This is a genomic window from Priestia sp. P5_B4 (genome assembly GCF_056400385.1).
The window spans coordinates 1-7,553 of sequence record NZ_JBFULJ010000138.1 but is presented as its reverse complement, the minus strand read 5'-3'; the positions used below and the strand labels follow the sequence as shown (position 1 = coordinate 7,553).

General features: G+C 39.1%; 6 protein-coding genes and 2 pseudogenes. 4 read left to right on the top strand and 4 right to left on the bottom strand.

What is annotated here, in order from left to right; genetic code table 11:
- Together AC1DRF_RS12845 and AC1DRF_RS12840 are read left to right on the top strand one after the other, a co-directional pair.
- On the top strand, positions 1-2,421 hold a 2,421-nt coding region (locus AC1DRF_RS12845; RefSeq protein ID WP_477740875.1), incomplete at its 5' end, for an efflux RND transporter permease subunit.
- A 245-nt stretch (positions 2,422-2,666) separates the two neighbouring features.
- The gene (locus AC1DRF_RS12840; protein WP_477740874.1) at positions 2,667-3,389 is read left to right on the top strand and encodes a GDSL-type esterase/lipase family protein; all 723 of its coding nucleotides are present in this window, start codon (positions 2,667-2,669) and stop codon (positions 3,387-3,389) included.
- A 28-nt stretch (positions 3,390-3,417) separates the two neighbouring features.
- Here the strand turns inward: AC1DRF_RS12840 and AC1DRF_RS12835 are convergent.
- Positions 3,418-4,458 (bottom strand): annotated as a pseudogene (locus AC1DRF_RS12835) (alkene reductase); the annotation flags it as partial.
- Between the two features lie 172 nt (positions 4,459-4,630).
- Positions 4,631-4,750 carry a DUF4023 domain-containing protein gene (locus tag AC1DRF_RS12830; RefSeq protein ID WP_013057809.1) on the bottom strand — a complete coding sequence of 40 codons (120 nt, stop codon included), beginning with the start codon at positions 4,748-4,750 and terminating at the stop codon, positions 4,631-4,633.
- A gap of 208 nt (positions 4,751-4,958) precedes the next feature.
- Between AC1DRF_RS12830 and AC1DRF_RS12825 the strand changes: the two genes are divergently transcribed.
- Entirely contained in the window at positions 4,959-5,276 is a 318-nt protein-coding gene (locus AC1DRF_RS12825; RefSeq protein ID WP_013057808.1) for a hypothetical protein, read from the top strand.
- Between the two features lie 22 nt (positions 5,277-5,298).
- Here AC1DRF_RS12825 and AC1DRF_RS12820 read toward each other — a convergent pair whose 3' ends face one another.
- Positions 5,299-5,577, bottom strand: a complete 279-nt coding sequence (locus AC1DRF_RS12820) for an RNA polymerase sigma factor (RefSeq protein WP_028409216.1) — start codon at positions 5,575-5,577, stop codon at positions 5,299-5,301.
- A 327-nt stretch (positions 5,578-5,904) separates the two neighbouring features.
- A complete protein-coding gene (locus tag AC1DRF_RS12815; protein WP_477740873.1) occupies positions 5,905-7,092 on the bottom strand; it encodes a macrolide family glycosyltransferase in 1,188 nt (395 codons plus the stop codon).
- Between the two features lie 219 nt (positions 7,093-7,311).
- Here AC1DRF_RS12815 and AC1DRF_RS12810 point away from each other — a divergent pair.
- Positions 7,312-7,553, top strand: a pseudogene (locus AC1DRF_RS12810) (CPBP family intramembrane glutamic endopeptidase); the annotation flags it as partial.

The window sequence follows — 7,553 nt, the reverse complement described above, 5'->3', positions numbered from 1 at the left end:
GCTGTTTCATTCCCAGCAGGAACATTAAACGGAAAAGAGCTTCAAATTCCAGTGCGAGTAGAAGAAAAAGTTGCGACGATCGATGCATTAAAGAAAATCCAGCTGAAATCTACGATGAATCCTGAAGCAAAGCCTGTGAAGCTTGGCGATATTGCCAAAGTCGAAGCCGTAACAGACCAAGGCGAATATACGCGTTATGACGGCAAAGATGCACTGTCGATGGCCATCACAAAAAAACAAGATGCTAATACGGTTGAAGTTGCGAGCGAAACGATGAAAATTTTGAAAAAATATGACGATCAGTTAGACTACGCAATCGGCTTTGATTCAGCTGACGGCATTGAAAAGTCTGTTGAAACATTAGTACGCGAAGGATTGCTCGGAGCATTATTTGCATCACTTGCCGTGCTGATTTTCTTGCGTAACTTCCGCGCTACGATCATTGCGATTATATCGATTCCATTATCGCTGTTAGTATCAGCTATTTTCTTAAACCAGCTTGATATTTCACTTAACATTATGACACTAGGCGGAATGGCTGTAGCCGTTGGGCGCGTAGTGGATGACAGTATTGTTGTGATTGAAAATATTTTTAGACGCGTTCGCCGTTCAGAAGAAGGCATGAGCAACGAGCTTGTCGAATCGTCCACAAAAGAGATTTTAAAAGCCATTACCTCGTCTACTATTACAACGGTTGTCGTATTCTTGCCAATCGGCTTTGTAGGAGGAATTACAGGAGAGTTCTTCTTGCCGTTTGCCTTAACAGTTGTTTTTTCACTGTTAGCATCTCTTCTTGTAGCGATTACAATCGTGCCGATTTTAGCAAAGTTTGCGTTTAAAAAAGTACCGCCTGAAGAAAAAGAAGGAAAGCTGCAGCGCGGATATGCAAAAGCGATTGCATGGTCGCTTAATCATAAAATCAAAATTTTAATTTTATCCTTTATTTTACTGTTTGGCTCATTTGCGCTTGTTCCTTCACTTGGCTTTACGTTTATTCCAAATGAAGAACAAAAGATGCTTCAGGCCAACGTTCAATTACCAGCATCTACATCACTTGAAAAAACAAACGATGTATCTTTAAAAATTGAAAAGATGTTTGCGGATCAAAATGAAATTTCCGATGTGACTACGGAAGTTGGATCACGCGACTTTTCAACAGGTGTAAAACGCCCGAACCAAGTTGGCTATTTCTTGAACGTAAAAGAAGGCGTGAATGTTGATACGTTTATTGATAAAGTTCAAAAGAAAATGGAAAGCATCACGAAAGAAGAATCACCGAAAGCAACAGTTAATGTACAAGAAGCATCAACAGGAGGGCCTCCTACAAATAATAACGTAACGGTTGATTTATATTCTTCTAATTTAGATGACTTGCAAAAGGCAGCTAAGCAAGTGGAAAACCACTTAAACAAAGACAAACGTCTTAAATATGTAACAAATAACTTCTCAGATAAGCAAAAGCAGCTTGTAGTAGAAGTAGATCCTGATAAAGCCGCAGAGTATGGAGTATCTGGATTTCAGCTGCTTGGTACAATCTCCGACCAAACCAAACCAGTATCTGTTGGAGACTTAAAATTAGATAATACAAAACGAGCGGTTCAGCTTTCATACGATAAAGACCTTAGTTCAGTAAAAGAAATTAAAGATCTTCAAGTATTTACAGAACGAGGACCTGTGTTAGTAAAAGATATTGCTGACGTTCGTACAATTGATACGTTCACTTCTATTCAAAAGCTTGACGGCAAAGTATTTGCGCGAGTGGAAGCAGACATTAAAGGCGATGATGTTCAAGCTGTGACCAAAGATGTTGTAAATGGAGTGAAAAAGTTAGACTTGCCAAAAGATGTGAGCTTGGACGGTGGAGGCGGAAGCGACGAGACAGTGGAAGTCTTCCAATCTCTAGGTCTAGCTATTTTAACAGCAATCGGCCTTGTGTATTTAACGATGCTCGTTACGTTTGGAAAAGCGCGTATTCCATTTATCATTTTATCGTCACTCATTTTTGTGCCAATCGGTTCGTTAGTTGGTCTAGTCCTTGCAAAAGAACCGCTGTCTGTCAGCGTCATGATTGGATTCTTAATGCTGATTGGAATTGTTACAACAAACGCGATTGTGCTTGTAGATCGAATTACCCAAAATCGTGAACAAAAAGGCATGACGATCCGCGAATCCCTTATTGAAGCTGGGAAAACGCGCTTGCGTCCAATTTTAATGACGGCATTTGCTACCATTGCTGCATTAATTCCGCTGGCGCTTACTACATCAAGCGGAACGCTGATTTCAAAAGGCTTAGCTATCACGGTAATCGGAGGGCTTGCGTCATCTACCCTTCYTACCTTAATTATTATTCCAGTGGTATACGAACTCTTCTTCGCAAAGCAAGTGAAAAGAGAAAAACAGCTGGAAAAAGAAACGACATAAGAACTATTTTCTAATAGAGGAAAATATGACCATAGACTATATGTTATAATAAAAGTACGTTTTAACCCCTTATATTATAGAAAAAGAAGCGGCGCTTTCGAGCGCCGCTTCTTTTTTATGTAAAATCATTATTTGCAAAAAATGATTAAATGTCTTGTATGGAGGGAAAGAGTGTTAACAGGAAGCTTTACTATATCATCGTAGAGTTATCTAAAAAACATACAAAGTACAGGAGTGTCGTTTTCGTGAGTTCAACAAAGAAAGTTGTATTTATCAGTTCCATTATTTTAAATGTCCTTTTCCTAGGTGTTTTTGCTTTTTATGCTACAAGCAGCAGCGCAATGAAAAATCCGCTGTCATCTAAGGATTCATCTAAGCAAAGCTATAGAGATAATCCTTATTACATTGAACGGACCACTTTGTTTAAGCAATTAAGTATTCCTAAAGAGTCGATCGTATTTCTCGGTGATAGCATTACCCAGCGCTCTGAATGGAGCGAACTTTTTCATAATAAGCAGATTGTCAATCGAGGCGTAGCCGATGATACAACAGAAGGGGTATTGCATCGTCTAAAAAGTATTACAGATGCTAAGCCAGAAAAGATTTTCTTAATGATTGGCATTAACGATTTAAACGAGCAAAAATCTGTAAAAAAAACCAAAGCCAATTATACTGAAATTCTTGAACGTATTCATAAAGAATCACCGAATACAAAAGTCTACATTCAAAGTGTACTGCCCGTGAACAATAAAAAATGCGGCGACGCAGTGGACAATAAAGATGTTATCGCATTAAATAACTATTTAGAGCGTCTAGCTAAGAAACACAACGATTCTTACATTGATCTGTATGCGAAAGTATCTACACATAATCAGTTAAAAAGTAATTTCACGGTTGATGGTCTTCATTTAAAAGGCCAAGGCTATGCTATTTGGAAACAAGAGGTTCAGGCATACGTAAACCAATAAAAAAAGCGCTCCGGAAGGAGCGCTTTTTTCAGATAAGCTCTGGTAAATGTTTTTTAGCATCGTATTCGACAAGAGACTCACCGTTTTTAATGCGCTGTAAATAATCAGGATTTGAAATCAGCGGGCGGCCAATAGCAGCTACGTCGATCCAGCCGGCTTGAAGCGCTTTTTCAGCTGATTCAGGCGTTAAGTCACCTACACCGATAATCGGTCCATCCCAGTACTTACGCGTAATTTCATAAAGATTTTGACCGTTTTGAACATMTTCATAAAAATCCAGCATAGACGGATGGATGATCTCAATTCCTGTTTCTTTAAATGCTTCTGTATACGTTTGAATAGCTTTTTCAGTATCATCCCAGCGGTAGTCTGGTTTATCAAGCTTATGAGGAGAGAAGCGAATCACAACGCGCTCTTTTCCAATGGCGTCGATAACAGCGGAAATCACTTCTTTCATAAACGTTAATCGCTGTGCAAGGTCGCCACCGTATTCATCAGTGCGTTTATTAGACCAGTCTGAATTAAACTGATCGATCAAATAGCCGTGAGCACCGTGAATTTCAACTCCGTCAAATCCTGCTTCAATGGCATTTTTAGCGGCTTGGGCGTACTGTCCCACAACTTCTTTAATATCTTCTTTCGACATTTCTTCAGGCTCTTCATAGGGCTTGCGGAAACGAGGCACTTGGCCTTGTGCTGCAATAGCGGAAGGGGCCTGAGGCTTATGCCCATTGATTAACCCGGAATGACTCAAGCGGCCAACGTGCCAAATTTGAGCAATAATCGTGCCGCCTTCTTCATGAACAGCTTCTGTTACAGGCTTCCATGAATCAATTTGTTCTTGGGTATAGATACCCGGAACGCCAGGATTTCCTTTTGCGCGTTCGCTGATAACAATTCCTTCACTAATAATTAAGCCAATACCATCCTTTGCGCGGCGGCGGTAATAGTCTACAACGTCTTGACCGACTACGCCTGTCTCTGGATCAGCAAAGCATCTTGTCATCGGTGCCATTGCTGTACGAGTGTGTAAATCAAATGCTTCAATGTTTGTTGGTTGGAATAGTTTTTCAAATTTACTCATTTTATATTCAGCTCCTTAAGAGGAAAGTATAGCTGCGAACGTTTTGCAGCGGGTTCAGTTTATTGTAACAGGGGATTTGTTTTATCTTCAAACATTTCGACTTCCGAAAAAGTTCAAAAAAAAAAGCCGGCTGTCTTTACAGCCAACTTTTACAACATTAATGCTGTTTGTTAGGAAGTTTTTTTTCAGGATGCCCAGTAGCTTGACCCTGCTTATTTTTGCGCTGCTTTTCTTGATTATCGTTCAGCTTTTGAACAAATTCATTTGTGTTTTCCATATTATCTAAACCTCCTTTATGAGCTTTCCCTGTTACTATAACCCATTGCACTCAAAAACATGACGCCAATCCGCTAAAAGCCGCTCCATATATACACCGGTATATAGAAATTAATAGGAAAATCGTGTATACTGTTGTAAAAATAATGTTAATGTTTCGTGAGTTTATAATTTCTTATTCATTCATGAACAAGAAAAGGTGTTACGCAATGAGTGATTTTTTTAGCGGGAAAGAAATGTCGTTTATTTTAATTTTGACATTCAGCGTGTACATATTTGTCTGGAATGTGCCCCTTCAGGCGACAAATGCCATGATGATCTACTTTATCCTGCTGTTTTTGTATACAGTCAGTAAGCTGCTTTTTTCTCCTCAGTTCCGACAATTTCCGCTTGTTAAGGTGCTATTGGCCATTTTATTCGTTCTTATGCTGGCTGAAATAATCGTTGCTTACAGCACTCATAGCATAAAGATTACAGATTTAAATCATATTTTCGATTATTTCAGTCATATGGATTTGTATTCATAGTATGTATAGCAAAAAAAATGATTTACGACGAAATCCTCTCTGAGTTCTGGCTGTGCTTTTTTATATTTTTTACACACTGCTTGCACAAGGAAAGAGAAAGAGTACGTTCTTTGACCAAAAGATCAGGGGAATGCCAAATTTCTTTGAATAGCTCTGTTAAGATGCTTTCGCAAGCATGTGGATCTTTTACTGCTGAATAGACAAGACGATACAAAAGCGATTCATATCGATTGTAAAGCTGGTGAAGTGCTTCTTTCTTTCGGATTTTTATCTCTTGAATGAGTAAAAGATCATTGTTCATAACCGAGCCCCTTCGAAAATCAATTATAGTTCATTGTACCCTTGTTAAGATGAGTATAAACACCTAAAAAGGAGAGGCTTATGAGCTACGTAGTATCAAAAAAACAAGGCAAAATATTCAACGAGATATCAAAGAAGAAAACTTGGGGAAAGTGAGAGACCGCCTGCAAGCTTTGCTCATTACGTATCCAAATGGGCTGATAAACTTATTGTAGCTGGATGTGCATTGATTTTCCTTACAGTCGTCAGTTTGCTAATCATTGGCATATATACAGTTTGTACATGGCTGTTTTTATAAAGAAAAGGTGCACATCTGTGCACCTTTTCTTTATGAATGCTGTTTTATTAAGTAATTGACAATTTTTTTAGCTGCTGCAGCCGGTCCAGATGCCTGCTGGAAACTTGCGTTGATTTCTTTAATTCCTTTTTTATAGCGATCGTCGCGGACAACTTCTTCAACTGCACTCCTTAAAAGAGAAGCATTTACCGTTTCTTTTGCTAAGCGATACCCGGCGTTTAGTTCCACGAGCCTTTGAGCGACGAGAGGCTGATCTTTCCCATGAGGTAAAACGACTAACGGTACGTTAAAATGAATACTTTCATTTACGCTGTTCATACCTCCGTGCGTGATAAAAACATCAGCTTCTTTTAACACGTCAAGCTGGGGAACATAGGGCGAAATAAGAAAATGCTCTGGTGCTTTTTTTATTTTTTTTAAATCAGCTCGGTCTCCTGCTGCAATCACAACTTTTCCTTCAAAGTCGCTAAATGCGTCGATGCAAAGGTTGAAAAAGCCTTCTACATCATGAAGCACCGTTCCCATTGAAATATAAAGAACTTTTTCGTTCTTTAGCTTTTCTAGCGGAAAATCGTGAGAGCCGTGACGCTTTGGAAAGCTTGGCCCAATAAATAAACAAGAGTCATCAAAATGTTCATGAAGCGGCTGAAAAAAGCGGCTTGTATATACGACCGTTAATTCGCCTTCATTGTTCATAAATTGAAGCAGATTTTTAGGTTCTACCCCAAACTGGTTTTTTAGCAAGCTGAGCCCGTACTGAGCTTTTTCGTCAGGTTTAAATGGAAATTCTGAATCGGGATGCAGAGGCATCATTGCTAAGCGTTCTTTTGGCATTAAAAAAGAAGCGGATGATACAATCCCGGGAATCCGCAAATAATCACGGACTAATTCGCCTGCTCCAAACTTGTCGTAAAACACAAAGTCAAAGTCAATTTTTTTTGATAACGTATGAACAAGCTTCAGCGTATCTAAAGACGTTTGGATGTGGATATTTAAAAAAGCGTTGATTCCTTGAGGAGTTTCAGGCTTGATGGATACACCGCTTAAGAAGTCCCGGTGAGTGTGTACGATAGCTCCGGCGTTTTCAAGACGCTCTTTAAAACGCTCGGTCGTAATGTAATGAACGGTATCACCTCGGTCTGAAAAAGCTTTTACCATTCCAAGCGTTGGGTTTACGTGACCTTCAGCGGGAAAATTGATCATTAAAATGTTTGCCATTTTTTCACTTCACTTTCGGTAAGATTTCTTCAAGCGTAATCAAATATAAGGAAGTTGACAACTAATTTGGCTAGCTCATTTATCTTTTCAAACCCTATCTTTGTGTGTGAAATGTCAAAAAATATAACTTTTTTCCTAAAAAATAACATCATTAAGCGGAGATTATGGTAGAATTTTGAGAGCACTAGAGAGAAAGAATCATTTTTGGAGGTTACTATTTTGAGTACGTTATCAACAAATTCAGAACCGGTTTTAAAGCCTAAAAAGAAAAAAGAGTTTACTTACTTCACGCTGCTTCTATTTATCGTGTTGGGCTTTGGTCTGCAGATTATAGCTGGAATTGGAGTAGCTATTTACGATGAAGTTATGGGTTCAAATATGACGGGAATTTTATTAGAAGGACCATATGCTCTGGTGGTAGACGCGGCGTTTTTTCTAGGTGTTGCCGTGCTGTACAGGCC

Coding starts and splice junctions, on each gene's coding strand:
- AC1DRF_RS12830 (WP_013057809.1), bottom strand. CDS start 4,750: ATGGAAAACACAAATGAATTTGTTCAAAAGCTGAACGATAATCAAGAA.
- AC1DRF_RS12820 (WP_028409216.1), bottom strand. CDS start 5,577: ATGAACAATGATCTTTTACTCATTCAAGAGATAAAAATCCGAAAGAAA.
- AC1DRF_RS12825 (WP_013057808.1), top strand. CDS start 4,959: ATGAGTGATTTTTTTAGCGGGAAAGAAATGTCGTTTATTTTAATTTTG.
- AC1DRF_RS12815 (WP_477740873.1), bottom strand. CDS start 7,092: ATGGCAAACATTTTAATGATCAATTTTCCCGCTGAAGGTCACGTAAAC.